This is a genomic window from Bacillus sp. 11C (genome assembly GCF_055486375.1).
This window is the reverse complement of sequence record NZ_JBUPVZ010000006.1, coordinates 167,158-192,995: the sequence shown is the minus strand read 5'-3', so window position 1 is coordinate 192,995 and position 25,838 is coordinate 167,158. Positions and strand designations below refer to the sequence as shown.

The window sequence follows — 25,838 nt, the reverse complement described above, 5'->3', positions numbered from 1 at the left end:
CAGCTGAGATTACAATATGTTTCTTCACAACATATGCCCGAACAAAAGAAGTTATGAGTCAGGAGGAGAAATATTTCTGATTTACGTAATCAAAAGCATACGATTCAGGGCAAGGAGGGCATCTTGCTGAATAGCTTTTGGCACCTTAATCACGCCTGAAGGTACTCCTTTTTCTATTTGTTCTAAAGACCATAGCAAATGCGGCAAATCGATTCGGTTCATTGTCAAGCACGGGCACATGTTCGGATTGAGTGATTCGACTTGTTTATCAGGGTGCTCGTGAATGATCCGCTGAACAAGATTCATTTCTGTGCCGATTGCCCACTTGCTTCCCGCCGGAGCCTGATTGATCGTATCGATAATATATTTCGTTGATCCGCTGTCATCACTTAGCGTCACGACTTCATGTGAGCATTCCGGATGCACAATGATCCGAATGTCAGGGTCACGTTCTTTCACATCACGGATATTTTTTACGGTGAATTTTTCGTGAACAGAACAATGCCCTTTCCACAAAATCACTTTCACATTCTTATGCTCAGATTCAGCCGCTAATTCATCTTTTATCGGATCCCACACAGCCATATCCTCAAGCGCGATGCCCAGATCATAAGCCGTATTTCTCCCTAAATGCTGATCAGGCAAAAATAAAATTCGTTTTTTCTGTGTAAACGCCCATTCAAGCACCTTTTTCGCATTCGAAGAAGTCACAGTCGCTCCGCCATGCTTACCGACGAAAGCCTTGATCTCCGCAGTGGAGTTTACATAAGTTAAAGGTATGATCGTATCTCCGAATGTATGCTGAAGTTTCTCCCACGCCCTATTGGTCTGCTGCATGTCAGCCATGTCAGCCATAGAACACCCCGCTCTCATATCAGGCAGGATGACCGTTTGTTCCTCGCCTGTCAGCATATCAGCGGTCTCTGCCATAAAGTGCACACCGCAAAAAACAATATAATCCGCTTCTTTGTTTTTTTCCGCTATTTGGGCCAGCTGAAGGGAATCGCCTGTTTGGTCAGCAAATTGCACCACTTCGTCTTTTTGATAATGATGGCCTGGTATAAAGAGCCTGCTCCCAAATTTTTTCTTAATGGCTGCAACCCGCGTTTCCATATCCTTTCTTGATATTCCTTTATAACCTTCAGGCATCATATCATTCGATTGTTTGATCACATCAAGAATTGACATAATGGCATTCCTCCATAGATTCATTTGATAATGTAACATCCATGCTGATATCTAAACTTTTGACGGAATGCGTCAGGAATCCTAATGAAATATAATCCACACCCGTCCCTTTAAAAGCAGCTAAAGATTCTAACGTAATTCCGCCTGAAGCTTCAGTTTTTATATGGTCCGGTGTGAGGTTTGCAAAATGGCGGACCGTATCAGGCGCACAGTTGTCAAACATAATAACATCCGCTCCTGCTTCAATTGCTTCTCGCAGCTGTTCCTCCGTTTCAATTTCCACCTCGATATTTACCATATGCGCGGCGGCTTGACGCGCTTTTTGGCACGCCTCTGCAATAGAGCCGCATGCTGCAATATGATTATCTTTAATCATGATGCCGTCATACAATCCGAATCGATGATTATATCCGCCCCCGGCTCTGACAGCGTGTTTTTCCAGCATTCTCAGCCCCGGTGTTGTTTTTCTCGTGTCACAGACTTTTATCTGTTCATCATCCAGCCGTCGCACAGCCTCGCTTGTCATCGTCGCAATTCCAGACAGCCTCTGAATAAGATTTAATACAACCCGCTCTCCTGAAAGAAGCGCAGCCGCCGGACCGCGTAAAACGGCAATCACTTCCCCTTTTCGCAACATGTCCCCATCTGATTTATGTAAATGGATTTGAACATTTTCGTCTAATAAAGCAAAGCCTTCTTTTATCACCGCAGCTCCGGCAAAGATGCCGTCTGACTTTGCAACAATCTCCGCTTCACAGCTCTGTTCTCCAAAGATAGCCTGCGATGTTAAATCCCCCGTACCTATATCCTCAAGAAAAAAGTGATTCAGCAATTTTTTCAGGTGTAAATGATTCATTTCTCCAAATCCCCCCGTTTTTTCTAATCTTCGTTCCTTTTTTTGTATGGACAATTTGTCTTCCTTGCCAGCGCTCATCAGCTTGAGGAAAATCGGTGCGAAAGTGCGCCCCTCTGCTTTCCTCCCGCAAAAGCGCAGAAAACGTCATCAGCTTTGCAGTTTGCCATAAATGAGAAAGTTCCAGCTGCGGTATTGTGATATCCTTCACATTCACTTTTTGAAAAGTCAGCGTATGAAGCCAGATGCTCAGCTCAATCAGACTGCCTTTTTCTCGTAAGATAGACATGTGGCTTGTCATTCTGCTTTTCAATTCATACACCTCTGTATTCGGCACCTCGTAGACGACGGTTTCTGGAGATGATTGATATTGGCTGTTATAAACCGGTTTTTGCATAATATGCTCTGCTGTTCTTTTTCCAAATACCAACGCCTCAAGTAAGGAATTGCTCGCAAGCCGATTGGCTCCGTGCAAACCGGTGCATGAGGTCTCGCCAATTGCATAAAGCCCCGGCACTGTTGTTTCCCCCCATCGATTAACACAAACACCTCCCATCAAGAAGTGCATTCCCGGGGCAACAGGTATTTTCCCACTTTGAATATCAACCCCTGCTTTTTCACATATAGCGGTGATGGTAGGGAAGCGCGCTTCGAAATTAGAAATCGCACTGCAGTCGATAAAAACACGGTTTCCTTTTGTCATTTCTTCGTGAATAATCCGTGAGACGATGTCTCTTGGAGCCAGGTCACCCAAAGGATGCCGTCCAGCCATAACACGGCGGCCGTGTTCATCAACTAAACATCCGCCTTCCCCTCTTACAGCTTCTGAAACAAGCCCATAGGAAACACCGTTTTTCACAAGCAGTGTCGGATGAAATTGAGTAAACTCTAAATCAGTTAACTCCGCTCCGGCCCGGTAAGCTAAAGAAAGGCCGTCACCTGTGACGGATGGATCGTTTGTATGGTGAAGAAACAGGCTTCCGCATCCGCCGGCTGCCAGCACCACTTCATCCGCATGCCTTACCTTGATCCGCCCCTGGCTGTTTTTTGTCATGACTCCGATACAGCGTCCATTCTCCATAAGCAAATCTGCCGCTGTTTCATGCTCGATTAACTCGATTTTGCTGTTGATCTGTTTCAGCAAATACTCGACAAGCAGCCTTCCTGTTGCGTCTCCGCCTGCATGAAAAATGCGGTTGTACGAGTGAGCTCCTTCTCTGCCAAGACAAACATCGCCTTGCTCATTTCGATCGAATGGAAATTCATTCTCCAATAAGTTTTGAATCATGATTTTCCCATCGTGTAAAACGTCTGCTGCAATAGCTAGATCGTTATGTCCGCAACCTGCATATAACGTATCCTCTAGATGGGCTTCAATCGAGTCACTCTTTGCATAAGCCGCAGCAATCCCGCCTTGCGCATAGACTGAATTGCTGTTTTTGGCCCTTTTCTTTGTGATGACAGTCACTTCATATGAGGGCGGGAACGCTGACGCTAAGGAAAGTGCCGCCGCCCCTGAACCGATGACTACAACCGTCTTTTTAGACATATGCCACCCTCCTGTTGTTTACACCTGTCTTGACACCTATATTTACACAAGGATAAAATAAACTCAAGAGTTTTTTATGGAGAACGGATGGAGGACGACCGGATGATTTATTTAGATTATGCAGCGACAACGCCTATTTGCAAGGAAGCCCTTAACGTATATCAGAAGCTCAGTATGGATATGTACGGAAATGCCAGCAGCCTGCATGACGCAGGAGGAAATGCAAAGCACATCCTGGAGTACTGCCGTGAAAAAATCGCTGACATCATTGGCGGAGATGCAAGTGGCATCTATTTTACCAGCGGCGGCACGGAATCCAATTTTCTGGCCATTCAATCATTGCTAAACGGCCTGCCAAAAACAAAAAGACATTTTATTACAACTGCCATGGAACATCAGTCCATTCATAACTGTGCCGCTTTTCTGGAACAGCATGGATTCGATGTAACAATCATTGAACCGAATGAATACGGTCTTATTACCGAGGAAATATTAGCAGCTCATATCCGCCCGGAAACAGGCCTGATATCTATTCAGCATGCCAATTCTGAAACCGGGATCATTCAGCCTATTCAACGACTGTCTTCCTATCTGCACGAACAGGACATTCTTCTCCATTGCGACGCTGTGCAAACGTTTGGAAAAATCCCGATTCATACAGAACAACTGGGGGTGGCTGCACTCTCAGTGTCCAGCCATAAAGTCCACGGACCTAAAGGAGTGGGTGCGGTCTATATTCGGCCAGGTGTGCCTTGGAAACCCGTTTACCCTCTTACCGCTCACGAACAAGGATTCAGAGCCGGCACGGTGAATGTTCCAGGGATCGGAGCCTTCACTGCCGCTGCAGAGCTGATTATAAGCGAAATGGATAAACAGATATCCCGCAATGAGACATTAAGAACATACTTTTTAGACCAAATCAGCATTCGGTCTCTCCCTGTAACCCTTGCGGCTGACACTTCACAAACGGAATGTCTTCCCCATATTGTCGGGTGTTTTTTTCACTCATTTGAAGGACAATATGTTATGTTAGAATGTAATCGGAGTAATATTTGCATTTCAACGGGCAGCGCTTGTTCTGCCGGTTATCACGGGCCGTCTGAAGCGATGAAAGCATTAAGAAAAACAGAACAAGAAGCCCTGCAATTTATCCGCATCTCTTTTGGAAGGCATACAACGGCTGAACAGCTGGATAAGTTATTACATACGTTTACAGCGCTTTGGGAACAAAAGAAAGGAGAATTTGATATTGACCGAAGAATTAAAGCTCATGGGCGCCAACAGGCGTGACCAGCTTCTTCTGTGGCTGAAGGAATCCGTATCACCGCTGACAGGAGGAGAACTCGCAAAAAAAGCGAACGTTTCAAGACAGGTAATTGTTCAGGATATATCGCTCTTGAAAGCGAAAAATGAACCAATTATCGCCACAAGCCAGGGATATGTGTACATGGATGCAGCCGCTCAGCAGCACCAGCAGGCAGAAAGAATCATAGCTTGTCTGCACGGTCCTGAACGGACAGAAGAGGAACTGCAGATCATCGTGGACGAAGGTGTTGCCGTAAAAGACGTAAAAATCGAACATCCAGTATACGGAGATTTAACTGCAGCCATCCAAGTAGGCACTCGGAAGGAAGTTAGCCATTTCATTAAAAAAATCAATTCTACGAATGCCTCCTATTTATCACAGCTGACTGACGGCGTGCATCTTCATACACTGACAGCACCCGATGAATATCGTATCGACCAAGCCTGCCAAGCACTCGAGGAGGCCGGCATTTTAATTAAAGATTAAAAAAAGCCCTTTATTGGGCTTTTTTTATAATTGGTAAGACTGATATGCACCAAGAAGCCTCACTTTACAGCCGAGCGCTTCGAGCTCCTGCATGGCACCTGGAATCAATACCTCATCAAACGCTTTCTCAATATCAACAATAAAGAAATAATGGCCTAATCCGGTTTTCGTCGGACGTGACTCAATCTTCGACAAGTTTAAGTTTCTCCAAGAAAATGCAGACAGCACTCTGTGCAGCGCCCCAGATTGATCATCCTGCGGAAGCATTACCATCAGTGTCGTTTTGGGCCTTGAACTCAATTTTGAATTCACTTCAAATGATATGTTTTCATCAGGAGACAGGATAACAAATCTCGTATGATTGTCCCTGTAATCCTGTATATCTCGTTTCACGATTTTTAATTCGTATGTAGAAGCGGCCATGTCGTTGGCAATTACCCCGATATTGAGCTCGGGATGGTCACTGACAAATTTCGCTGCCGCCCCGGTTGAATTGGCGTATTCATAAGGTACGGAAGGAAATTGACGATGGAGAAATTTATGGCATTGCGCGATCGCGTGTGAGTGCGAGTAAATTTTGTCGAGCTCTTTCCATGCATTCTCTCTTGAAGGATGGACGAGCAAGTGCTGATGAATCGGCAACGTCATTTCACCCACGATTGGCAAGGGCTGTTCATGTATTAAATAGTCTATCGTTAAATTGACCGATCCTTCTAATGCATTCTCTAAAGGAACAAAAGCGAAATCAACTTCGCCTGCAACTGCCGCATCTATACACTCCGGTATGGTGCGGTAGGCAACATGTTCGGCGCCGTTTTGAAAACAAGAGCTAACTGCTAGATGTGTGAATGTTGCTGCTGGACCTAAATAACCGACTTTCATGACGATATTCTCTCCCTTATGCACCTGAACCTAATATCTCAACCTTTTCTACAAAATCAAACTTCTTGAGTTTATTCATTAACGTATGAATGTCCTCTTCCATTGCAGACGTACTGATAGACAGTGTCACATTCGCCCTGCCTTGAAGCGGTATGGTCTGGTGAATGGAAAGAACGTTGCTTCCAGAATCAGCTACCGCCTGCAGGAGCTGAGATAACGCGCCTGACCTATCCTCCAAATGAAAGAAAAGTGTGATAATTTGTTCTTTAACCATAGTGTAGAACGGAAAAACAGCATCTCTGTATTTATAAAACGCGCTTCTGCTTAAATCCACCTTTTGAACGGCATCTGCCACTGAATCTGCTTTTTTTCGATCAAGCAGCTTTTTGACTTCCAATGTTTTTCTCATCGCATCGGGCAATACATCTTCACGGACAAGATAAAATGTCTCCTCTTTCATTTGCATCCCCCCTTTAAAATAGAGAGCCTGACATCCAGGCTCTCCTCTCAGTCCTCATTAATCAATAAATTCAAATTCGAATTCCAGAAGCCTGATAATATCTCCATCCTTGGCTCCGCGTTCTCTGAGCGCTTCATCAACACCCATTCCGCGCATCTGTCTTGCAAACCGTTTAACCGATTCATCACGGGAGAAATCAGTCATCTTGAATAACCGCTCAAGACTGTCTCCTGAAAGCACGAATACACCGTCTGGATCGCGTGTGATGTTAAATGGCACTTCTTCATTCTCCATCGTGTACATGACACGGTTTTGCGTAAGCTCTTCCTCGTCATACAGTGGGAATTCCGGCGTGTTCTCCAGCTGATTGGCGACTTCAAACAGCAGCTCACGAAGACCTTCTCTTGTCACCGCACTGATCGGGAATACCGGATAATCATCCGTCAGCTTTTCTTTAAAGGCTTCCAGATTTTCCGCAGCCTGTGGCATGTCCATTTTATTTGCAACGATAATTTGCGGACGTTCAGTGAGACGCAGATTGTACTCGCTCAGTTCCTGGTTAATCGTGACATAATCCTCATACGGATCGCGTCCTTCCAATCCGGACATGTCAATAACGTGAACAATAACCCGCGTCCGTTCAATATGGCGCAAAAACTGGTGACCAAGTCCGACGCCTTGGTGTGCACCTTCAATCAGTCCAGGCAAATCGGCCATAACAAAGCTGCGTCCGTCATCCGTTTCAACCATGCCGAGATTCGGGACAAGCGTTGTAAAGTGATAGTCCGCAATTTTCGGTTTTGCAGATGAGACAACAGACAGCAAAGTGGATTTTCCAACACTCGGGAACCCGACAAGGCCGACATCCGCTAGCACTTTTAATTCAAGAACAATATAACGCTCTTTTCCTGGCTCGCCGTTTTCTGAAAGCTGAGGCGCGGGATTAGCCGGTGTAGCAAAGCGGGAATTCCCTCTTCCGCCTCTTCCGCCTCTTGCGATGACAGCCTGCTGGCCGTGCTCTGTTAAGTCAGCAATGACCTGCTTTGTATCATCGTCTGTCACAACGGTGCCTGGCGGAACTTTAATAACCATATCATCGGCATTTCGCCCATGCTGGTTTTTGGACATGCCATGCTCGCCGCGAATCGCTTTAAAGTGTTTTTTGTACCTAAAGTCCATCAGGGTGCGGAGACCTTCGTCCACTTCAAAAACAACGTCTCCTCCATTTCCTCCATCACCGCCGGCAGGGCCGCCCTTCGGCACATATTTTTCACGGCGAAACGCAACCATTCCGTTGCCGCCGTCGCCGCCTTTTACATAAACTTTCACCTGATCTATAAACATAATGTCCTCCGTTCTAAACCGTTAAAAACTCCGCTAGTCCAACCCAATTTCAACCATACATTCGTGACTTGTGATCTCAAAACGTATGATATCAATGTCCACATATTCATTTTGCCGAATATCGTCAAAAGCAGATGAATCGGCAAAAGCGCCGTGAAAATCAAGATACAGAATGAGCTGTCTGTCAGGATGATCCGTTTGCAGTGAAACCGTTAAATGATTTTCGCTCTCTCTGCTGACTGCTTGATCAAACAGATAGAACAGCTTTCTCATCAGTTTCGTCAGCTTTTGATCATAAGCCGATAAATCCTTAATTTCTCCAAGAACTTCATATTCAAGCGTCATATAATGGGTTTTCCAATTAAACGTAAGAAAATCAAACGCCAAGTGCGGTGTTTTCAGGTTTGAGAGCTTTGATTCGTGCTTTGCGTCTATAACCATTTCTTCAATCATTTCAAAGACGCGGTCATACTTCTGCAAGCTTAAGTTTCCTTTAATCAGCTGCAGCTTATTCATCCAATCATGCCGGGAATGGGCAAGCAGATGAATCAGTTCATTTTTTAATGCCGTGTCGCTTATATTTTCTTCTTGTTTTTTTGAAACATCCTTCATTTTCGCACTCCCAATCATTTAATTTCTTATTTAGGAGTCTGTATAAGTGTGTATTATGAATTATAACAGAGAAGGCTTTATTAGAAAAACAATTGTTTTTCCCAGAAATATCATGTTCCTTTTTTTCTGGCTAAGGTTGATTTGCAGCCAGGCAGAACATTTTATGTATTACTGCTTGGGGAACATATCCAGTGGGTTTGAGACGTTTATTCTCATTCTTGGCGGGGTCTGCTCGCACATACTCTGCATTTCATTCTTGGTGTTTACTCCGCATTATTGCAAAAAAAACTCCAGTCATCGACCGGAGTTTTTGAATCATTATTGAGCTACAGGATATACGCTCACTTTTTTGCGGTCACGGCCGAAACGTTCGAATTTAACAGTTCCGTCGATTTTCGCAAATAGAGTGTCATCTCCGCCGCGGCCCACGTTTTCACCTGGGTAAATTTTTGTTCCGCGTTGACGGTAAAGGATAGAACCGCCTGTTACGAATTGACCGTCAGCACGTTTAGCACCTAAACGTTTAGACTCAGAGTCACGTCCGTTCTTTGTAGAACCTACTCCTTTTTTAGAAGCGAAAAACTGAAGATCTAATCTAAGCATGTAGCTCACCTCCTATATTATGTTTGTGGTCACACGCAAGTTATCTTTGTAATCCCGTTCAATTGTCTCCAACGAAACAATCATGCCTTCAATCAGCAGCTGAGCTTTTTGGCGCGCCTCCGGATCAAGTGATTCAGGGAATTCAAAGTAAAAATAACCCCCGTCCTCCCCTATATCAAGAAGCGGCTCGAAGCCCGCGAGCACAATGACTGCGTTAACAGCTCCAAACACAACGGCTGTTACTCCGGCACAAACAAGATCTTGTCCATGTTCAGCAAAATTCGCGTGGCCTGTCATTTCAAAAGACAATATGCCTTTATCATGAGACCTTCTGATTGTTGCCTGAATCATGCTTACGCGTTGATTTTTTCGATCGTCACTTTAGTGTAAGGCTGACGATGACCTTGTTTTTTATGAACGTTTTTCTTTGCTTTGTATCTGAAAACAGTGATTTTTTTCGCGCGGCCTTGTTTTTCAACTTTAGCCGTTACTGTCGCGCCTTCAACTGTAGGGTTGCCGACTTTCACGTTGTCTCCGCCAACAAACAAAACGTCTTCAAAAGTAACTGTTTCACCTGCTTCAACAGCAAGTTTTTCGATGAAAACAGTTTGGCCTTCTTCAACTTTGATTTGTTTACCGCCTGTTTTAATGATTGCGTACATTCTCTGCACCTCCTATTAGACTAAGACTCGCCAGATACCAGGGGGCTTTAAGCTCTTAACACCTGTACTGAGCGGTTGTAGCAATGGTGCTACATCCATAACATTAAAAAATATACCAAAACACAAGACGTTTGTCAATCCATTTTAGTAAGGCAGCAGCAGTTCTTCCATGGAGGAATTCGTCCGCTTATCGGCAAAATAAGCATGCAGCACTTCATTCTCGTCAAGCTGACTGAGTTTCTGCCCTGATTTCTCTATAATAATCGGATGTTTGCAGCCGCGCTTGAACTCGGCCATCACATGATAGACTTTGTCCTCTGCCTTTACATTGAGCGGCAGCAGTTTTTCGAGCTCACGATTTTTTCCGTAATACCGTTCAAGCAGAAATCTCACATGGATATAGTGCCTTTGCCTGTATTCCTCAAACAAAGAAACAGCCAGAAAGACAAACAAAATCCATGCACTGATTTGCAGAGGAACCATAAATAAAACCCAGCACCCAAGCAGCAGGCAGAAGCAGAGCGATGTTTTTAAATTCAGCCTGTGAGCTCTTTGAAAAGGAAGCTGCTTGGAAAACAACAAAAATAACAGCTTTCCGCCATCAAGAGGCCAGATCGGCAGCAGATTGACAAATAAAATAGAAAGGTTATAAAAGGTGAAGAGTTCAAAGGTATGCTGATGAATCAATGAGAATTCTGCAAACATCCAGGCTGCAAGCTGAAGCCAGATGTGCTGAAGAGGACCGGCAATAATCACCGCAAACTCTTCCTTTAACGGCCGATTCCCGTGCTCTTCCACTTCAACCGTCCCGCCAAACGGCAGCAAAAAAACTCGCTTGATTCTCCAAGAAAAAAACACGGCCAGAGCAGCATGCCCCAGCTCATGGATCAGCACAATCAGAAGCAGGCATAACAATGCTTTCATATGGCCTGTGACTAGCCCCAGCGCAGCGATAATCCAAAGAAAAGGATGCACATGTATTTTCAAGATAAGGTCGAGCCATTTATTCAAATGAAATCACCTGAATCGGATCAATAAATTTATCGCCGTCTTTCATGGCGAAATAATAGACCCCTTTATTATGATCATCCAGTTTAATCGAACCGAGCTTTTTGCCTTTATCTACAAAATCATATAACGCAACTTCGACATCTTTGAGCTTGCCATAAATACTATAGGTGTTGTCAGCATGCTGCACCTTAACTGTCAGTCCCGTCTGGCTGTCTTTGCTGACTTCAACTACATAGCCTTCTTTTATGCTATCAATTGTATCGCTGCTTGTTTCAACTTTAATCCCTTCCCCATTGTCCTGAAAATCCTGCTGCACTTTCCCGGATGCAGGCGCGATCAGATCTTGACCCACTGTGATCTGCTGTTCCTTATTTTTATGTTCAGGAGCCAGAAAAGCAAGCGGATTGCCAAATTTCGTTTCAAACCAATGGCTTGCTGAGGCAAATTGAAATTCAGTTTCGAAGGTTTTGGCAACGACGGGTTTAATCTGGCTGACGGGTCCAATATTCGTTTTATAGACTATGGCGGAAACGAGAACAAGGCAGGCTGACAGAAGACATTTTAGGATAATTGAATCTGTTTTAACCAAAGGGTGTTTTCCGTTGAATTTCGAAATATTATCTTCATAGACCGGAAGAGTTCCATGCTTTTCCTGATCCGTTACCATCACCCAAGACGGGGGTTTCTGCTTTTCAGAAACTGTCTGAGTAGAGAAACGTTTTGAGCCGGAATGCTGTTTTCTTCTTTTCTCTAATCGTTTTCTGATTTCATCTGCTCTGTGACTCATTGCCATCATCCTTTGCATTCGTTGGGTTTGTACATCATATGTCTTGTCCATGGCAAATATTCATTTTACTCTTACTCAAGCACAAAGCAGACAAAAACAAAAAAATCTGACACAGCATTTGCTTTGTCAGATTCTTCTCTTTGATTCTATCACATTAAGATCTTACTCCGAAAAACGACTTAATCTTAGCCATCATTCCTTTGTTTTGCTCTTCAAGCACCTGCAAAGGAACAGATTCGCCTAAAATGCGGCGGGCAATATTGCGATATGCAATGGAAGCGCGGTTTTTCGGGTCCATTGCAATCGGTTCGCCATGGTTGGAAGCTTTAATGACTTCATCATCATCAGCCACGATTCCGAGCAAATCGATCGACAAATGCTGTGCAATTTCGTCGATATCCATCGTGTCACCGTTTTTCATCAGGTGATTTCTGATTCTGTTTACAACGAGCCGCGGCGGTTCAATGTTTTCCTCTTGCTCCAACAGCCCTATAATACGGTCAGCATCACGAACAGCTGAGATTTCAGGCGTTGTGACCACAATTGCTTTATCAGCTCCGGAAACGGCATTTTTGTATCCTTGTTCAATTCCGGCAGGACAGTCTATGATGACATAATCAAATTCCTGTTTGAGCTGTTGGACCATATTTTTAATTTGTTCAGGAGCAACAGCCGTCTTATCGCTCGTTTGAGCAGCAGGCATTAAATAGAGCAGATCATCGAAACGTTTGTCTTTTACGAGCGCCTGATGCATTTTGCATCTTTCCTCTACAACGTCTACAAGATCGTAAATAATTCTATTTTCAAGCCCCATTACAACATCTAGGTTGCGTAGTCCTATATCAGTATCTACTAAGCATACACGCTTCCCTAAAATGGCTAAGGCGGTACCGAGGTTCGCAGATGTTGTCGTTTTACCTACTCCGCCTTTTCCCGAAGTTATTACGATAGCCTCACCCAATTCACATTCCTCCCTCAAGCCTTGTTAGATCAGGTCTTAAATGAGCCAAATGTTGAAGGCGTTCAATGACCATATTTCCGTCTGTATCTAAGTAAGCACATTCCATTTCGTTCCCTTTTTGAATGTGGTCTGGGGAGCGATTTAACACGTGATTGATTCTTAATTGTGTCGGCAGCATTTCAGAGGCGGCGATGACCGCTTGATTATTTCCGTTATATCCCGCGTGCGCGACACCTTTCAGTGAGCCCAGAACAAAAATGTTCCCTCCGGCCCTGACTGTTCCGCCGGGATTCACATCACCGATCAGAAGCAAGTCGCCTTTCACCTGCAGCACTTGGCCTGATCGGACAATTTTTGAAACAGAAATAATTTCAGCTTCCTCTTTCATACGCTGTGCTTCTTTTTTAGTAATGACTTCACTGTCAATAGAATGAACAAACAAATCCTTCTTTGACGCGATCAACTCGGTCAGCTGTTCCTCTTGCTCTTTATATAAAAAGCGATTTCCCAGCTTAACATGGACGCTGATTTTCTGGCCTTTACCATCCGTATATTGTTCAATTGACAGCATATTCTGAAGACCATCGAGAAGCTCATCAAAAGAACACGCATCATCCAGATGCAATGTTAACCCATTCTTTGTTCCTTTTATTGTTACATATTGCTGCTTTTTGGTCTTCACAATATCACCTCAACAACATACTTATTTCGTCAAAAAAAGATAAAATCCTTTTTACTCATCTCTCAATTCTTTCTTTAGACTCTTAAAAAATAATCTAAATGGCAGAACCAGAATAAGAGCGGCTGCAATATTTAATAAAACTGTCGGTATAAACCGGTCAAGCACAAATCCGTTAAACGTCATGATGTCTTTATGAATCAAAGACTGGATGCCGAACACGAAAAACTCGAGCACGCAGACAGCGAGAACAGCTATCAATATTACCACAAATGCGTTTGTATGCAGTACTTTAAACGCTTTTGAAGCCAAATAGCATAACCCGGCAAACCCAAACATATAAACGCCTAATAGACTTGTATAGTTCATGTCATATAGAAGGCCAAAAATAAATCCGTAAATCATCGCGTGTTTTTGATTGATGAAAGCCGACATGAATATCAATACTAGCATCAGAAAACGCGGGACAAGCACCTGATCATCTGTAACGAACGGAAAATGCACCAGATCTGTAAAAATGCTTTCCGCAGAAAAAACAAGCATCATAACGAAAGGGAGAAGGAAACGTTTCACGATCCTTCCTCCTCTGTATCGACTGTCGGCACATCACGGTTAACAACGATCACATTATTTAAATCGGTAAGGTCAGCTGCAGGTTTTACATAAGCAACTTTCGTTAATCCATAGGAATCTGACTCAATATCCGTCACTTCACCGATTGTCAGCCCCTCTGGGAAAACTCCGCCTGTTCCAGATGTTTCAATAAGATCGCCTTTTTTCACGTCTTGTTTATCCTTGCGCTCAATAATTGACATCTTAAGCCGTTTCTTGTCTCTGTCATAGCCTTCGATCAATCCGTAGCCTTTGCCGCCTTTTTTTCCGGAAATTTTCGTCGCGACTCTGTTATTGCGGTCAGTATCGCTTAAAAGCTGAACAGCAGACGTAAAATTGTTAAGTCCGGAGCTTTTGATCTTGCCGATTAATGCGCCTTTTTCGTTTGTAACAGCCATATCTTTCGCTACGTTTTGCTGAGTCCCCTTATTAATGGTGACCTGTTTCGCCCAATTGTCTGGGCTTCTGGCAATGACCGTCGCTAAAATCGGCTTGTAATCTTTAATCGAATTGACATGGCCAAGCTCGGCACGCAAGGATTTGTTTTCTTCTTCAAGTTCTTGAAGTTTGGCTTCATATTGTGTCTGTCCGTCAAGCTTCTCTCTCAGACGCTCGTTTTCTTTGTATGTGTTTTTTAAATCATTAATGTTCTCAAATATCCCTGCAAAAAATTCGGCAGGCGTATGAAAAATATTTTGAAATACTCCCGTCGTATCGCCGATCACTTTCTCAGGCCAGGTGGTATTGCGGCCGCCCTTCAGCGAAAACCCAATCATAGCCACCAATATGATAATACACAGAAGTAATAGCATTAACCGTTTATTCGGCATCGTGTTACACCTCTTCTATTGAACTCCCGATTATCTAGTTTTCCCTTTGAAAAGATGGATGTGCTCCAGTGCTTTTCCTGTTCCGATCGCTACACAATCAAGCGGGTCTTCGGCGATAAGGACCGGCATTTTTGTTTCTTCGCTGATGACTTTGTCCAAGTTGCGAAGAAGCGCTCCGCCGCCGGTTAACACAATGCCTCTGTCCATAATATCAGCTGCAAGCTCAGGCGGTGTTTTTTCAAGTGTGCTCTTCACCGCTTCCACAATTGTAGATACAGTGTCGCGCAGAGCACCAGAAATTTCTTTTCCTGTAATTTCGATTGTTTTCGGCAGACCTGTCAATAAATCGCGTCCGCGGATTTCCATTTTATCGGATTCTTCAGGAGCTTCTGCAGATCCGATCTCCATTTTAATCGCTTCAGCCGTACGGTCACCGATCATCAGGTTGTACGTTTTTCTGATGTAGTTGATAATCGCATCATCCATCTCATCACCGGCTACGCGGATTGACTGTGACGTTACAATGCCGCCAAGGGAAATAATCGCAACCTCTGTCGTACCGCCTCCGATATCAACTACCATGCTTCCAGTCGGTTCCCAAACCGGCAGATTGGCTCCGATTGCTGCGGCAAACGGCTCTTCAATCGGATACGCGTCACGCGCTCCCGCCTGTCTTGTCGCATCGATGACAGCGCGTTCTTCAACAGCTGTAATGCCTGATGGGACACAAACCATGACATATGGTTTTCTGGCAAACATGCCTTTATTTTTAATGGCTTGATTGATGTAATATTTCATCATTGTAGCCGTTGTTTCATAATCAGCGATAACGCCGTCTTTCATCGGGCGAAGGGCCACCACGTTGCCCGGTGTCCGTCCGATCATATTTTTCGCATCATTTCCGACAGCAACAATCGACTTCGTATCCGTTTGCAAAGCGACTACTGACGGCTCTCTCACGACAATTCCTTTTCCTTTTACAAAAACAAGCGTATTCGCAGTTCCAAGATCTATACCAAGGTCTCTTGCACCAATTCCAAACATATGTATGTATCTTCCTTTCTTAAAGCAAAAATACCCTAAAGGGAAAAACTCATAAACTCTATTATAGCTTAATTCGACGAAAAAAAAAGTGTTACAAATATCCTTTTTCCTTTAAACTCACAAATTTTTTATCCCCGATCACCAAATGGTCAAGCAGCTCGATACCAATCAGGTTTCCGCATTCAAACAGGCGTCTTGTCACTTCAATATCTTCCCTGCTCGGCGTCGGATCTCCAGAAGGATGATTATGAACACAGATAAAGGAAGCGGCAGATCGTTTAAACGCTTCTTTAAACACCTCCCGCGGGTGGACAATAGATGAATTCAGGCTTCCGATAAATACGGTGCGTTTATGGATGACTTGATTTTTTGTATTTAAGTATAAACAGACAAAATGCTCCTGGGTTAAAAAGCGCATATCCTCCATGACAAGATTTGCGCCGTCTTCCGGGGAGCGAATGACGAAATGTTCTTCGTTGGCTAATTTATGAATACGGCTTCCAAGCTCAACTGCCGCCAGTATTTGAACCGCTTTTACCATACCGATTCCCGGGATGCTCGACAGCTCTTCAACTGATGCTTCTTTCAGCAGACGCAGTCCGTCAAAAGTGAGCAGGAGCCGGTTTGACAGGTCCATAACAGATTCGTGTTTCGTGCCTGTCCGTAATAATATAGCCAAAAGTTCATGATTGGCTAAGTTCTCGGCTCCGACTTTCAGAAGCCGTTCTCTTGGCTTATCTTTCGTTGGGAAATCTCTAAGTTTTAATGGCAGATCGTGTATGATCAAGCACTCCTTTTCTTTCCCTTCCCGTTTATAGAACCGTCATGCCTTTATATCAAAATGGCGAAGAGCTCTCATCGTTTTTGATATAGGCAGTCCCATGACTGAATAATAATCTCCGTCTATTTTCTTTACAAAAAGCGCGCCTCTTCCTTGGATGCCGTATGCACCTGCTTTATCCATCGGCTCTTTTGTTTCAATATAAGTCCAAACCTCTTCTTCACTGAGGGGCCAAAACGCAACTTCTGTCTTATCATAAAACGTCTCGCTGTGATTTTCAGCTTGTATACTGACCGCGGTGATTACTGAATGACTTCGGCCTGAAAGCCTCCGCAGCATAGAAGCAGCTTCTTCTTGATCTTGCGGTTTGCCGAGACATTCGCCGTCTAGGCATACCATTGTATCAGCGCCGATAACGATTGCATGCGGGTGGAGATCAGATACAGCCTTAGCTTTTTGTTTTGCCAACCATTGGACGTTTTCTTCTGGTGAAAAGTTTCGATTTAATTTTTCCTCTACTTCACTGACAATAATGGAGTAGGGCAGCTGGAGAAGATCGAGGAGTTCTTTCCTGCGTGGAGATTGTGAAGCAAGTATTAGCGGTTTTGTCATGTTCGTCATCCTTTCAGGGTTTGCTTAAGAAAAAAAGATACTCGTTTATCCTATCAAATCATGAGGCTTGTCACAATTTCAGAAAAATAACTTTTTCATGACAAAATAAAAAAAGCCTGTCGCTAAAGGACGAAGGCTCAGGTACTTTCTCTTATTTAATGACGGCTAACAGCTGCTGCTGAGCCTTCCACCCGGCTTCAGCACTTGGGTCCTCTAATTCCTTTAATGCCTGCAAAATCGCTTTTTTCTCTCCTGCTCCTGATGCTTCTGTTTTACCAAGCGACTTTTCTATTTTTTCTACACTCGCTTTTGTAATGTCTTCGCCGAGAATCGCCTTTGCTGCAAGCTCAGCTGTTTCCTTGAAAGAATCTGTCATATCTGACTCTATTGATAAGGAAAGCTCCTTGCCTCCCCAGGCTTCAAAATCACTGTCGATTAAAAGCTGCCCTAATTGCTGTGACACGTCCTTATCACTGGCTAAACCTGCGATGACATACGTATACCCGTCATCCTTTGACAGTGACACGGCGGAATAACCTTTTTCGGTCAGTTGTTCTGTTAACGTTTCGGCACCCTTTTCATTTGAGAATTTTCCGGCTTGTACAGCGTACGTTTCATATGTACCTTCAGCTGGTGCCGCCTGTTTTTCTGCGCCTGAGCTTTGTTTATCAGCAGAAGCATCTCCGGCTTTTGCCGTTTGGCTGCCTAGTGAATCATCTAAAGAGGCCGGGGCTGCCGCTTCTTTATTGCCCGAGATGTTCAACGCGAATAAGCCTAATCCGGTGCCTATGACAGCTGCAAAGGCAATCGTCGCCGCCACTCTTTTTACGGGTTTGGCCGTCCCCGCTTTTCCTTTTGCATACAGCTTTGTTTTCTTCTTTTGATAGGGCGGAACGACTTTTGGATCCTCTTTAAACACCTTGTCCTCTTCGGAATTCCAGTTAAATTCATCTTCATCAGGATGTTCATGGGATGCCGCGACCTCTTGTTCTGCCTTTCTCTTTTCCTCCCAATTTGAAAATGTCATGTTTTTTTCCATCTCAGTTTCAGGCGTTTCTTGTTCGTAAACCGTCTCTTCTTTTCCATTAATCGTCACCTTGAGGGCTTTTTCTGCGGCTTTATTGTTTTTTTTATTCTTCCTTTTTTTCAATTCCGCTTCCTCCCTTCGTTTGCTTGACCGTTCTTGTCGGCTTTTCATGCTACACACTTTAGCACAGGCGAAAAAAAAAAGAACAAGACTTTTGTCGTCTTGTCCAAAAAACGTTCGTCAAATTTTTCAGCGGTCAGCCCAATGCCACCTTCATATAAAAAGAAATAATAGAGTCGCCGTATAAATAGGCTAAAATGCTCCCTGCCGCAATTGCGGGGGCAAAGGGAAGCGGCTGCCCTTTGGCGAGTCTTCCAGCCAGAACGGCTGCCGCTCCATACAATGCACCTATCAAAATAGAAAAGAAAAAGGCAGCTGCCAGCATTTTCACACCAAGCACGAAGCCAATCACCGCAAATAATTTAATATCTCCTCCCCCTATTCCCCCATGGGTGAGTAAGGCAATTAAGCCAAGGAAAAGAAATCCGGCTGCCGCACCTAACAGGCCGGCATACCAGGAATCAAGCGGAGAAATCAATCTGGCTGCCGCTAAAAAGGGGAGAAAGAAAATCAATATTCGATTTGGAATCAGCATAAAATGAATATCTGTCACTGCAACCATGATAAGAAGAGAGGTAAACACAACAGCGGGAAACAGCTCCGGAGATGGGCCAAAGCGTATTCCTGCAGCGGTAAATAAACACGCTGTCACAAGCTCTGCCGCGGGATACATAAAAGAAATTCTATGCCCGCAGCTTTTACATTTGCCTTTTTGGAAAAGGAATGACAGGATGGGAATTAATTCTGCGGGAGTTAATGTCCGCCGGCAAAACGAGCATGCCGAACGAGGCTTGACAATAGATATACGCAAGGGGATACGGCACCCGGCCGTATAATAAAACGAACCAAGGATCAGCCCGAGGATAAATAGAATGGGAAGCATAGACAACACACCTTTACAAGATACTGGCATGGATTGTAGCAGAATGAGCGCCTAAACTCTAATCGGGAATTTTCGATTTTACGCGTAAAAAGCCCCGGCAAAATCTCATTTTCGATACTGCCGGGGCTAGACCTATTATTTTAACCTTTTGCGAATGTCAGAAATAAAATAGAGCGATCCGGTAATCAGCACAATTTCATTTGAGCCCTTTTTGCTTTCTATGAATTCGATCACATTGTCCGGATCTTCATCCCAGCTTTTATTGCTGATTTCACTTACATCATAGAGATCTTTTGCAAGAGAAGCACGCGGGAAATCAAAAGAAGCAAAATGAATCGCATACGCTATGGTTTCCAATTTCTTAATCATATCGTGATACGGTTTGTCCTTTAACGCGCTAAACACCACAGAAATGCGGGAATCAGGGAAACGCTGTTTCATCGTTTCCGCCAGCTTTTCAACGCCTTCTTCGTTATGTGCACCGTCTAAATATACCGGCGGATGTTCTTGAACAAGCTCTAACCGTCCCGGCCAAGCAGCCTTTACCAGCCCGCTTCTTAACTCTTCATCACTGATATGAACAATATTCTCCCTATTGAGGCACTCAACAGCCAAAATGGACAAAGCCGCATTTTGTCTTTGGTGGGTGCCGATCAGAGATGTCCGAATATCGTCATAGCACTTCTCGCCCGTTTTAAATGAAAACTGTTCTCCGGCAGGCAGAGCCAGTCCATTGAAAATAACACATGTATCATGTAATGACTGAAACGGCGCAGCATGTCGTTCAGCTTCATGACGAATGACCTGTAAGGCTTCCGGCTGGGTAACAGCTGTAACGATTGGAATACCTTCTTTAATAATTCCGGCCTTTTCTCCTGCAATTTCTTCAAGGGTGTTTCCCAAAATGTTCATATGATCGTGCCCGATGCTTGTAATCACTGTTAAAAGCGGTTCAACCACATTCGTAGAATCGAATCTACCGCCTAGACCTGTTTCAAAAATAACAAAGTCGACCTTATGAAACTCAGCAAAATATAAAAACGCACACGCCGTCATAATTTCAAATTCGGTCGGCTGTCCGTATTTCGTTTGATCAAGCGCTTCAACGTGCGGTTTCATCTGATTGACAAGTGCTGTCCATTCCTCATCTGAAATCGGTGTCCCGTTAACGCTGATCCGTTCATTAAACGTAATGATATAAGGTGACGTAAACGTTCCAACCGTATATCCAGCTTCTTGCAGCATAGAACGGATAAAAGCGACAGTTGATCCTTTACCGTTTGTTCCTGCGATGTGGAACGCGCGGATTTTCTTTTCAGGATGCCCTAACCGCGCCATCAGCTGCTCCATTCGGCCGAGTCCGGGCTTCACACCGAATTTCAGCCGCCCGTGAATCCAGCTGCGCGCTTCTTCATATGCACTAAACAATGATAATCCCCTCTTTTATAAGACAAGGCGGTTTCTCTAGAAACCGCCCCGGCTTTTCATTAGCCCTTCAGCTCAGCCATTCGTTTTTGAACAGCGTCACGCTTTGCCACATAATCTTTTTCTTTTTCACGCTCTTCATCAATTACGTGCGCAGGCGCTTTTTTCATAAATCCTTCATTTCCAAGTTTCTTTTGGACGCGCTCGACTTCTTTTGTCAGCTTATCGAATTCTTTTTGCAGACGAGCAATTTCTTCATCAATATTAATTAAACCTTCAAGCGGAAGAATAACCTCTGCTCCTGAAACAACAGCCGTCATCGCCTTATCAACGGCCTCGATATCCGTGCCGATTTTAAGTACGCTCGGATTCGTAAAGCGTTCAACGTATGAACGGTTCGCTTCGAGACGGGCTGCTATTTCGTCTGTGCTTGTTTTAATATACAGTTCAACCTGCTTGCTCATTGGCGTATTGACTTCACTGCGGATATTGCGCACAGAACGAATCAGCTCAACAAGAAGCTTCATGTCAGCTGCCGCTTCAGTATCGGTATGCTCCGGTACTGCAACAGGCCATTGGCTTACTGTAATGGATTCCCCTTGGTGAGGAAGGTGCTGCCAAATTTCCTCCGTTAAGAACGGCATAAACGGGTGGAGCAGGCGCATCGTTTGATCCAGTACGTAAGCAAGGATGGAACGGGTTGTTTTCTTAGCCGCTTCGTCTTCTCCGTAAAGAGGAAGCTTCGCCATTTCAATATACCAATCACAGAAATCGTCCCAAATAAAGTTGTATAAATGGCGGCCGACTTCACCGAATTCATATCGATCAGCAAGCTGGGTCACGTGCTCGATCGTTTCATTTAATCGCGTTAAAATCCACTTGTCAGCAACTGATTTTTCGCCTGACAAATCAAGCTCATCGTATGTCATGCCATCCATGTTCATTAATGCAAAACGGGAGGCATTCCAAATTTTATTGGCAAAATTCCAAGTCGATTCCACTTTTTCATAGCTGAAGCGCAGATCCTGGCCAGGAGAGCTTCCAGTCGCAAGGAAATAACGCAGAGAATCGGCTCCGTACTTGTCAATGACATCCATCGGATCGACACCGTTGCCAAGAGATTTACTCATTTTCCGGCCTTGCTCGTCACGGATTAAGCCGTGGATTAAAACATCTTTGAACGGGCGCTCGCCTGTAAATTCAATGCCTTGGAAAATCATGCGTGACACCCAGAAGAAAATGATATCGTACCCTGTCACGAGAACGTCTGTCGGGTAGTAGCGTTTAAAGTCTTCAGCTGTTACATCAGGCCAGCCCATCGTGGAGAAAGGCCAGAGCGCAGAACTGAACCATGTATCCAGTACGTCTGTATCCTGTTCCCAATTTTCGCTGTCCTCAGGCGCTTCAAGCCCGACATATAACTCGCCCGTTTCTTTATGATACCAGGCAGGAATGCGGTGGCCCCACCACAGCTGACGGGAAATACACCAGTCGCGGATGTTTTCCATCCAGTGTAAATACGTTTTTTCAAAACGGTCAGGCACAAAGTTGACTTTCTCGTCTTTCTTCTGCAGATCAATCGCCGCATCAGCAAGCGGCTGCATGCGCACAAACCATTGTGTAGATAGATATGGCTCAACAACAACCCCGCTTCGTTCACTATGGCCGACCGAGTGCATATGATCCTCGATTTTAAAGAGAACTCCCGCCTCCTGTAAATCTTTCACGAGCTTTTTGCGGCATTCAAAACGATCCATACCTTGATATTGCAGAGCGTTTTCATTCATCGTTCCGTCTTCATTCATGACAAGAATGCGTTCTAAATTGTGGCGGTTGCCAAGCTCGAAGTCGTTCGGATCATGAGCAGGCGTAATTTTCACAGCACCTGAACCAAATTCCATATCAACGTAGTCATCACCGACAATCGGGATTTCACGATTTGCAATCGGCAGGATCACCGTTTTTCCGATCAGGTGCTTATAGCGCTCATCTTCAGGGTGAACGGCAACGGCTGTATCACCGAGCATCGTTTCAGGACGTGTCGTCGCAATTTCAATTGAGCCTGAACCGTCAGCGAGCGGATAGCTCATATGGTAGAACGCGCCCTGAACATCCTTGTAAATGACCTCAATGTCGGATAGGGCTGTTTTTGTCGCAGGGTCCCAGTTAATAATATATTCGCCTCTGTAGATCAAGCCTTTTTTATAAAGCTTAACGAAAACTTCACGAACCGCTTTGCTTAGGCCTTCATCCAGCGTGAAACGTTCACGGGAATAATCAAGGCCAAGGCCTAATTTCGCCCACTGGCTGCGAATAAAGTCAGCATACTCTTCCTTCCACTTCCACGTTTCTTCGAGGAATTTCTCGCGGCCCAAATCGTAGCGGGATGTGCCTTCTTCACGAAGTTTCGCTTCCACTTTAGCCTGTGTCGCGATGCCGGCATGGTCCATACCCGGAAGCCACAGCACATCATAGCCCTGCATGCGTTTCATTCTTGTTACAATGTCTTGCAGCGTTGTGTCCCACGCGTGGCCAAGGTGAAGTCTTCCTGTTACGTTCGGCGGCGGAATGACAACAGAATATGGCTCTTTTGTCTGGTCACTGCCCGCTTCAAAAAATTTGCCTTTCAGCCAAAAATCATATCGGTCTTTTTCAATCGCTGCCGGATCGTATTTCGTCGGCATTGTTTGTTCATTCGTTTCCATGATAACCCTCCAGCATGTTTAAAAATGACTGAGAACGAAAAAAGAGCTCTTCATCCCTGTAAAAGGACGAAAAGCTCTTTCGCGGTACCACCTTTTTTCATGAACTCTATCAGTTCATGCACTTACAACGGATAACGGGTGTTTCCCGAATTTCTCTACTCTTCTTTCAAGAAATTATGCTCCCGGGCGACCTTCCAATCAGACAACATAAGAAGCCTTTCAGCAAACGGCTTCTCTCTCTGCATGCGCCTTTTTTGTACTCTTCCCGTTCTAAGCAGGTGTATTTATCAGCTCATTATATACATTATTTATGTTCTTTATTATAGTAAAAGTGTTTTTGATTCGTCAATCATCTTTTCCAAAAACGCCGCTTTCTATACAGGTAGGCAGGCACCTATTGCCCAAGTTTACATATGATGCTTGTAAATGCGTAGAGGAGGATGCACCGTGAAGAAACGTTTTAGCTCTTATTCGCTGCCGCCGTGGGTCAAGCAAATTCGGCTTGTATCCGCGCAAGTGATTATCCCCATTACAATTTTTCAAGGAATCAGAACCATTTTCTTTCCGACAACCTTTGATGTTTTGCTGCTCGCAATCCTAATCTTTTTAGCTTGCGCCCTTCATTTAGAATGGATATAAACAAACAAGTCCGCGCCATTAAGACGTGGACTCGTTTTCAGCCTGGAATTTTTTCTCTTGTTCAATCTGATGAATTTTCATCACAAAAGGCTCTATATTTTTCATTTGCCAGTAAGCCTTTAATAATTGCGTACATTCATTTTTTTCAAGTTGTCTTTTCCCTGTTTGATAACGGTTGAGCACCTTGTACATGGCTGCCGGGTATGCCATATAGCTAAGAAAAAGGCTGACTTCCGCTTCACGCAAAGGGAATGATTTCGTATATGCATAAAACCATTCGGCGCATTCCGGACAAGCTTTTGGAAAGCCCCTGAACATCTTTGTATAAAAACCGAGCAAATCGTTTTGCGGCGGGCCGACAGACGCTCTTTCAAAGTTTGTCAAATACCCTGTCCCGGCATCATTATATAGAAAATGGTGAATAGACAGACTGCCGTGGTTCATGACAACCCTTGAGACACCATTTTCTTTAGCCGACTCATACCAGTCCTCTATCCGCTCCAGTGCAAAGTTCACCGCGGAAATGGTTTCTGAAAAATAGGTTGCGGCCTGCAGTTCAAAAGGGGAAAGGTACCATTCCTTCTCAGCTCTGTCTACAAACTGTTCATAGAAAATTTTATCATGTTCCCACTTTTTTTTCGTTTGTCCGTAATAACGTTCAATATCATCACGTCTGACCTTCATTTCCTGCGCGGTTCTCTCGTGAAGACGGGCTGTTTCTCTAAATAAATAATCATGTTTCTGATCCCGTTCTTCCTCCTGGTCAAATTGAAGCCAAGGCATTAAATAATAGGAATCTCCTGATTGTAAGCCGGCTGAGAAAAACTCTCCGCTATTTGTTCTGTAAACGGGTACAAATGAACGAAAACCTTTTTCCTCTATCGCCACCATGTGATCTGTAAACTGTTTGCCGCGAACCGATTTCAATTTTTTCAGGGCAAATACGCCGTTGTCTGTATACACTTTCCACACAAGAGGACTGACAGGCTCAATAAATTGAGCAGTCAGTCCGTACTCCTGAAGAACCGATTGGGTATCTTCCATTCCATTCACCACATTTTCCGATCGCTTACAGCTTACGCATGGCTGTTGTTATATTGCGGAATATAGAGGATCTGTCCTGCTTTCAATTCATCGTCCAAGGCTAATGAATTCATTCTGATCAGCTGCTGGGAAGTAATTTCATACCGTTCGCATAAACGTTCGATCGTATCTTCCTGCTGAACAATGCATATTTTCATTCTCGAAAACTCATCCTCTTCTCTCGTAAAGAGTTTTGTTAAATAAAGAGAATTATCACTTTCCTTTGTTTGAGGTTCCTTTGTTTTAGCAGAAGGAGCAACTTTAGGAACATCATCTGCTTCCTTCCTTTCTGTCTCAGAGGTCTCAGGCAGCTGGAAGGAATGAAAAGGTGTTTCTTTCTCAGGCTCTTCAGCCGGAGGTGTTTTTCTCACTTCAATTTCAAAGCTTTCTTCCTCTTGTTCTTCCTTTTCCAGCAGTTTTGGCGCTGAATAAAAAGAATCTTCCTCTTCTTGTTCGGGCAGGAAGGTACGGTATACTGGTGTAAGCTCTTCTTGAGGTGTCTCCTCCGAGCTGTCTTTTTGATTGAAATGAAGGTGTGAAACGGATTCGTCATTCTCCAAATATGCAGCTGACGCTGGTTCCTTCGTTCTGCTTTCTTCTATGGACAGAACGGTCTCAGACACAGTCTCCGGAGCTTTTTCCGTTTTTTGACGAAGTACAGGTTCAGTGTACTCCGCTTGGTCTGCTTCTTCCG

The 25,838-nt window shown here is 44.3% G+C and carries 28 protein-coding genes, 1 pseudogene and 2 other annotated features; of the genes and pseudogenes, 4 read left to right on the top strand and 25 right to left on the bottom strand.

The window, feature by feature from the left end:
- Nucleotides 1-81 precede the first annotated feature (81 nt).
- Genes nadA through nadB form a run of 3 tightly spaced genes read right to left on the bottom strand, consistent with a single transcriptional unit; the run spans nt 82 to nt 3,590 of the window.
- Nucleotides 82-1,188 carry a quinolinate synthase NadA gene (gene nadA, locus ACY3LV_RS11090; protein WP_464863790.1) on the bottom strand — a complete coding sequence of 369 codons (1,107 nt, stop codon included), beginning with the start codon at nt 1,186-1,188 and terminating at the stop codon, nt 82-84.
- Nucleotides 1,175-2,044: a carboxylating nicotinate-nucleotide diphosphorylase gene (gene nadC / locus ACY3LV_RS11085; RefSeq protein ID WP_148962231.1), complete on the bottom strand. Its 870-nt coding sequence runs from the start codon at nt 2,042-2,044 to the stop codon at nt 1,175-1,177. Before nadC ends, nadA begins: the two co-directional genes overlap by 14 nt.
- On the bottom strand, nt 1,998-3,590 hold the full coding sequence (gene nadB / locus ACY3LV_RS11080; protein ID WP_464863789.1) for an L-aspartate oxidase: 1,593 nt from the start codon (nt 3,588-3,590) through the stop codon (nt 1,998-2,000). Before nadB ends, nadC begins: the two co-directional genes overlap by 47 nt.
- A 102-nt stretch (nt 3,591-3,692) precedes the next feature.
- Between nadB and ACY3LV_RS11075 the strand changes: the two genes are divergently transcribed.
- Entirely contained in the window at nt 3,693-4,880 is a 1,188-nt protein-coding gene (locus tag ACY3LV_RS11075; RefSeq protein WP_464863788.1) for an IscS subfamily cysteine desulfurase, read from the top strand.
- Nucleotides 4,840-5,382 (top strand): 3H domain-containing protein, encoded by a 543-nt coding sequence (locus ACY3LV_RS11070; RefSeq protein ID WP_464863787.1) that lies wholly within the window; start codon nt 4,840-4,842, stop codon nt 5,380-5,382. Before ACY3LV_RS11075 ends, ACY3LV_RS11070 begins: the two co-directional genes overlap by 41 nt.
- A 24-nt stretch (nt 5,383-5,406) precedes the next feature.
- Here the strand turns inward: ACY3LV_RS11070 and pheA are convergent, their stop codons facing one another.
- From pheA to ACY3LV_RS11050, 4 genes are read right to left on the bottom strand one after another with little or no spacing between them, the layout of a single operon-like run.
- The gene (gene pheA, locus ACY3LV_RS11065; RefSeq protein ID WP_148962234.1) at nt 5,407-6,264 is read right to left on the bottom strand and encodes a prephenate dehydratase; all 858 of its coding nucleotides are present in this window, start codon (nt 6,262-6,264) and stop codon (nt 5,407-5,409) included.
- A 16-nt stretch (nt 6,265-6,280) separates the two neighbouring features.
- Complete coding sequence (gene thrR / locus ACY3LV_RS11060) at nt 6,281-6,724, bottom strand: transcriptional regulator ThrR (protein ID WP_088326658.1); 444 nt, start codon at nt 6,722-6,724, stop codon at nt 6,281-6,283.
- Between the two features lie 57 nt (nt 6,725-6,781).
- Nucleotides 6,782-8,068, bottom strand: a complete 1,287-nt coding sequence (obgE, locus tag ACY3LV_RS11055; protein ID WP_333517230.1) for a GTPase ObgE — start codon at nt 8,066-8,068, stop codon at nt 6,782-6,784.
- Nucleotides 8,069-8,101: 33 nt separating this feature from the next.
- Nucleotides 8,102-8,680: a Spo0B C-terminal domain-containing protein gene (locus tag ACY3LV_RS11050; protein WP_464863786.1), complete on the bottom strand. Its 579-nt coding sequence runs from the start codon at nt 8,678-8,680 to the stop codon at nt 8,102-8,104.
- Between the two features lie 62 nt (nt 8,681-8,742).
- Here ACY3LV_RS11050 and ACY3LV_RS11045 point away from each other — a divergent pair.
- Nucleotides 8,743-8,881 (top strand): annotated as a pseudogene (locus ACY3LV_RS11045) (hypothetical protein).
- Nucleotides 8,882-8,998: 117 nt separating this feature from the next.
- Here ACY3LV_RS11045 and rpmA read toward each other — a convergent pair.
- The 16 genes from rpmA to valS all read right to left on the bottom strand — a co-directional run bounded on the left by rpmA (nt 8,999) and on the right by valS (nt 23,422).
- Entirely contained in the window at nt 8,999-9,283 is a 285-nt protein-coding gene (gene rpmA, locus ACY3LV_RS11040; protein WP_003152662.1) for a 50S ribosomal protein L27, read from the bottom strand.
- Between the two features lie 12 nt (nt 9,284-9,295).
- A complete protein-coding gene (locus ACY3LV_RS11035) occupies nt 9,296-9,634 on the bottom strand; it encodes a ribosomal-processing cysteine protease Prp (RefSeq protein WP_003229669.1) in 339 nt (112 codons plus the stop codon).
- A 2-nt stretch (nt 9,635-9,636) separates the two neighbouring features.
- A complete protein-coding gene (gene rplU, locus ACY3LV_RS11030) occupies nt 9,637-9,945 on the bottom strand; it encodes a 50S ribosomal protein L21 (RefSeq protein WP_087992308.1) in 309 nt (102 codons plus the stop codon).
- A 13-nt stretch (nt 9,946-9,958) separates the two neighbouring features.
- Nucleotides 9,959-10,032: a sequence feature (ribosomal protein L21 leader region), on the bottom strand.
- Nucleotides 10,033-10,089: 57 nt separating this feature from the next.
- The gene (gene spoIVFB / locus ACY3LV_RS11025; protein WP_464863785.1) at nt 10,090-10,956 is read right to left on the bottom strand and encodes a stage IV sporulation intramembrane metalloprotease SpoIVFB; all 867 of its coding nucleotides are present in this window, start codon (nt 10,954-10,956) and stop codon (nt 10,090-10,092) included.
- Nucleotides 10,949-11,743: a stage IV sporulation protein SpoIVFA gene (gene spoIVFA, locus ACY3LV_RS11020; RefSeq protein WP_414956595.1), complete on the bottom strand. Its 795-nt coding sequence runs from the start codon at nt 11,741-11,743 to the stop codon at nt 10,949-10,951. The genes spoIVFB and spoIVFA overlap by 8 nt, the downstream gene beginning before the upstream one ends.
- Nucleotides 11,744-11,897: 154 nt before the next feature.
- Nucleotides 11,898-12,704: a septum site-determining protein MinD gene (minD, locus tag ACY3LV_RS11015; RefSeq protein WP_087992312.1), complete on the bottom strand. Its 807-nt coding sequence runs from the start codon at nt 12,702-12,704 to the stop codon at nt 11,898-11,900.
- A gap of 1 nt (nt 12,705) precedes the next feature.
- Nucleotides 12,706-13,386: a septum site-determining protein MinC gene (gene minC / locus ACY3LV_RS11010; RefSeq protein WP_148962239.1), complete on the bottom strand. Its 681-nt coding sequence runs from the start codon at nt 13,384-13,386 to the stop codon at nt 12,706-12,708.
- 51 nt (nt 13,387-13,437) lie between these two features.
- Nucleotides 13,438-13,956, bottom strand: coding sequence for a rod shape-determining protein MreD (mreD, locus tag ACY3LV_RS11005; protein WP_464863784.1), 519 nt, complete (start codon nt 13,954-13,956; stop codon nt 13,438-13,440).
- A complete protein-coding gene (mreC, locus tag ACY3LV_RS11000) occupies nt 13,953-14,825 on the bottom strand; it encodes a rod shape-determining protein MreC (RefSeq protein WP_333561386.1) in 873 nt (290 codons plus the stop codon). The genes mreD and mreC overlap by 4 nt, the downstream gene beginning before the upstream one ends.
- Nucleotides 14,826-14,855: 30 nt before the next feature.
- Entirely contained in the window at nt 14,856-15,869 is a 1,014-nt protein-coding gene (gene mreB, locus ACY3LV_RS10995; RefSeq protein ID WP_087992316.1) for a cell shape-determining protein MreB, read from the bottom strand.
- A 91-nt stretch (nt 15,870-15,960) separates the two neighbouring features.
- Complete coding sequence (gene radC, locus ACY3LV_RS10990; protein WP_087992317.1) at nt 15,961-16,656, bottom strand: RadC family protein; 696 nt, start codon at nt 16,654-16,656, stop codon at nt 15,961-15,963.
- 36 nt (nt 16,657-16,692) lie between these two features.
- A complete protein-coding gene (locus ACY3LV_RS10985; protein ID WP_289347808.1) occupies nt 16,693-17,262 on the bottom strand; it encodes a Maf family nucleotide pyrophosphatase in 570 nt (189 codons plus the stop codon).
- 151 nt (nt 17,263-17,413) lie between these two features.
- Nucleotides 17,414-18,412: an SPOR domain-containing protein gene (locus ACY3LV_RS10980; protein WP_463325071.1), complete on the bottom strand. Its 999-nt coding sequence runs from the start codon at nt 18,410-18,412 to the stop codon at nt 17,414-17,416.
- A 133-nt stretch (nt 18,413-18,545) separates the two neighbouring features.
- Complete coding sequence (locus tag ACY3LV_RS10975; RefSeq protein ID WP_464863783.1) at nt 18,546-19,292, bottom strand: prepilin peptidase; 747 nt, start codon at nt 19,290-19,292, stop codon at nt 18,546-18,548.
- A gap of 135 nt (nt 19,293-19,427) precedes the next feature.
- Nucleotides 19,428-20,720 carry a bifunctional folylpolyglutamate synthase/dihydrofolate synthase gene (locus ACY3LV_RS10970; protein ID WP_464863782.1) on the bottom strand — a complete coding sequence of 431 codons (1,293 nt, stop codon included), beginning with the start codon at nt 20,718-20,720 and terminating at the stop codon, nt 19,428-19,430.
- A gap of 59 nt (nt 20,721-20,779) precedes the next feature.
- The gene (valS, locus tag ACY3LV_RS10965) at nt 20,780-23,422 is read right to left on the bottom strand and encodes a valine--tRNA ligase (protein ID WP_464863781.1); all 2,643 of its coding nucleotides are present in this window, start codon (nt 23,420-23,422) and stop codon (nt 20,780-20,782) included.
- Between the two features lie 59 nt (nt 23,423-23,481).
- Nucleotides 23,482-23,704 (bottom strand) — a binding site (T-box leader).
- Nucleotides 23,705-23,869: 165 nt separating this feature from the next.
- On the opposite strand from valS, the gene ACY3LV_RS10960 reads away from it, so the two are divergent.
- Nucleotides 23,870-24,061, top strand: a complete 192-nt coding sequence (locus tag ACY3LV_RS10960) for a hypothetical protein (RefSeq protein ID WP_087992323.1) — start codon at nt 23,870-23,872, stop codon at nt 24,059-24,061.
- A gap of 18 nt (nt 24,062-24,079) precedes the next feature.
- On the opposite strand, the gene cotN is transcribed toward ACY3LV_RS10960, so the two are convergent.
- Together cotN and ACY3LV_RS10950 are read right to left on the bottom strand one after the other, a co-directional pair.
- Nucleotides 24,080-25,105, bottom strand: coding sequence for a spore coat protein CotN (cotN, locus tag ACY3LV_RS10955; RefSeq protein ID WP_464863780.1), 1,026 nt, complete (start codon nt 25,103-25,105; stop codon nt 24,080-24,082).
- Between the two features lie 32 nt (nt 25,106-25,137).
- On the bottom strand, nt 25,138-25,838 hold a 701-nt coding region (locus ACY3LV_RS10950), incomplete at its 5' end, for a LysM peptidoglycan-binding domain-containing protein (protein ID WP_464863779.1).